Raw genomic sequence first — 1,375 nt, 5'->3', positions numbered from 1 at the left:
GCCTGGAGTGATGTTGAGATCGGCCATCGCTTGCAGCGCAACCGGTGTCGGTCCATATCCACGCGCTGCAAGCGATGGCCGATCTCAACATCACTCCAGGCCATGCCGGCCCGGTCGTTGCCTCGATGGTCATCATGAGCGGCGATTTCGGCCCGCTCGACGCCAAGGAGGTAACGCTTGTGCTGTCAAAGCCCGATTCCGGCATCGAGCCCTTGAAGCGCGCGGCAACCAAGCCCGGCGACGGCAGCTGGCGCGTCGACAACCTCGTCATTCCGCTGCCCGGCCGGTGGACGGTGCGCATCGACATACTGGTCTCGGATTTTCAGATGGTGAAGATCGAGGCGCCCGTCGACATCAGGCCGTAGGCGGGACTGCCAGGTACCTCTACACGGGCACGACCGACAATCCGGGCAACACAATTCGGCGAGGCGGTTGACGCAGGCGTCAAGGCCCGTCAATCATCGCCCGCAAAATCGCGGTCTCAACAAACGATCCGAGAGCAGGGAAGAAACGATGGAAAAAGCCGAAATCGGCCTGATCGGCCTTGGCACGATGGGCTCCAACCTGGCGCTCAACATCGCCGAGCACGGGCACCGCATCGCTGTCTTCAACCGCACCAGGGCGCGCACCGATGCCTTTGTCGAGAATGCCGGCGCACTCAGGGACATGGTCGTGCCCTGCTACAGCCTTGAAGAGCTCGCCGCCGCGATCCGGCCGCCGCGCCCGATCATCATCATGGTGCTGGCCGGCAAGCCGGTCGACGAACAGATCGCGGCACTGCGTGGCGTGCTGTCGGCCAACGACATCGTCATCGATGCCGGCAACGCCAATTTCCGCGACACGATGCGGCGCTTCTCCGAGCTTTCCGGTTCGGGTCTCACCTTCATCGGCATGGGCGTGTCCGGCGGCGAGGAGGGGGCACGCCACGGGCCGTCGATCATGGTCGGCGGCACGGAGGACTCATGGAAGCGCGTCGAGAAGGTGCTGACGGCGATCTCCGCCAAATTCAAGGACGAACCCTGCGCGGCATGGCTCGGCACCGACGGCGCCGGACATTTCGTCAAGACCATCCACAACGGCATCGAATATGCCGACATGCAGATGATCGCGGAGATCTACGGCATCCTGCGCGACGGCCTGGGCATGGGCCCGAAAGAGATCGGCACGGTGTTTGCCAACTGGAACAAGGGCCGGCTCAACTCCTACCTGATCGAGATCACCGCCAAGGTGCTGGCCGCCGACGATCCGAAGACCGGCAAACCGGTGGTCGACATCATCCTCGACCGCGCCGGCCAGAAGGGCACCGGCAAATGGTCGGTCATCGAGGCGCAGCAGCTCGGCATCCCGGCCACCGCGATCGAGGCGGCGGTGGCGG

1 protein-coding gene and 1 pseudogene are annotated in these 1,375 nt (G+C 64.3%); both read left to right on the top strand.

The window, feature by feature from the left end; translation table 11 throughout:
- Positions 1–32 precede the first annotated feature (32 nt).
- Positions 33–365 (top strand): annotated as a pseudogene (locus tag EN879_RS35960) (copper resistance protein CopC); the annotation flags it as partial.
- Positions 366–513: 148 nt separating this feature from the next.
- Positions 514–1,375: NADP-dependent phosphogluconate dehydrogenase (gene gndA, locus EN879_RS35955; RefSeq protein ID WP_127274716.1), on the top strand; the 862-nt coding region annotated here is incomplete at its 3' end.

This window comes from Mesorhizobium sp. M7A.F.Ca.AU.002.02.1.1 (genome assembly GCF_003998535.1).
Lineage (GTDB): Bacteria > Pseudomonadota > Alphaproteobacteria > Rhizobiales > Rhizobiaceae > Mesorhizobium > Mesorhizobium ciceri.
This window is presented reverse-complemented; position numbering and strand designations above follow the sequence as displayed.